The organism is Streptomyces sp. NPDC060194, from assembly GCF_042728285.1.
Lineage (GTDB): Bacteria > Actinomycetota > Actinomycetes > Streptomycetales > Streptomycetaceae > Streptomyces.
The window spans coordinates 1-1246 of the sequence record NZ_JBHWZH010000303.1; the positions used below are offsets into that span (position 1 = coordinate 1).

1 protein-coding gene is annotated in these 1246 nt (G+C 72.7%); it reads right to left on the minus strand.

Annotated features, from left to right (window positions below; genetic code table 11):
- Positions 1-39: 39 nt before the first annotated feature.
- Complete coding sequence (locus ACFWEG_RS29055) at positions 40-1164, minus strand: GuaB3 family IMP dehydrogenase-related protein (protein ID WP_387221110.1); 1125 nt, start codon at positions 1162-1164, stop codon at positions 40-42.
- Positions 1165-1246: the final 82 nt, after the last annotated feature.

The following is a 1246-nucleotide window of genomic DNA, read 5'->3' on the forward strand; positions in this document are numbered from 1 at the left end:
TCTCCGGTGCCGCCCCGCGCGCGACGGACGAGGGCGCGCCTAGCGCTTGTGCTGCGCGTCGGCGATGGTGACCTCGACCCGCTGGAACTCCTTGAGCTCGCTGTAGCCCGTGGTGGCCATCGAGCGGCGGAGCGCGCCGAAGAAGTTCATCGAGCCGTCGGGGCGCTGCGAGGGACCGCTGAGGATCTCCTCGGTGGTGCCGACGGTCCCCAGGTCGACCTTCTTGCCGCGCGGCACGTCCTCGTGGACGGCCTCCATGCCCCAGTGGTGGCCCTTGCCGGGCGCGTCGGTGGCCCGCGCGAGGGGCGAGCCGATCATGACCGCGTCCGCGCCGCAGGCGATCGCCTTGGGCAGGTCGCCGGACCAGCCGACGCCGCCGTCCGCGATGACGTGCACGTAGCGGCCGCCGGACTCGTCCATGTAGTCGCGCCGGGCGGCGGCGACGTCGGCGACGGCGGTCGCCATCGGCACCTGGATGCCCAGGACGTTGCGCGTGGTGTGCGCGGCGCCGCCGCCGAAGCCCACCAGGACGCCGGCCGCGCCGGTGCGCATCAGGTGCAGCGCCGCGGTGTACGTGGCGCAGCCGCCGACGATCACCGGGACGTCGAGCTCGTAGATGAACTGCTTGAGGTTGAGCGGCTCGGCGGCGCCGGAGACGTGCTCGGCGGAGACCGTGGTGCCGCGGATGACGAAGAGGTCGACGCCGGCGTCGACGACGGCCTTGGACAGCTCGGCGGTGCGCTGCGGGGAGAGCGCGGCGGCGGTGACGACGCCGGAGTCGCGCACCTCCTTGATGCGCTTGCCGATCAGGTCGGGCCGGATCGGGGCCGCGTAGATCTCCTGGAGCCGCTTCGTGGCGAGCTCGGGGTCGAGGCCCGCGATCTCGTCGAGCAGCGGCTGCGGGTCCTCGTAGCGGGTCCACAGGCCCTCGAGGTTCAGGACGCCGAGGCCGCCCATCCGGCCGATGCGGATCGCGGTCTCCGGGGAGACGACCGAGTCCATCGGCGCCGCCAGGAAGGGGAGATCGAACCGGTAGGCGTCGATCTGCCAGGCGATCGAGACCTCCTTCGGGTCCCGGGTGCGCCGGCTCGGCACGATGGCGATGTCGTCGAACGCGTACGCCCTGCGGCCGCGCTTGCCGCGCCCGATCTCGATCTCAGTCACGTTGTGTGGCCTTTCCCTCTTGGTCTGCGCGTACCAGTATCCCCGACCCGCGCCGCGGAGCCCGCAGGACGTGGTCCTGCGC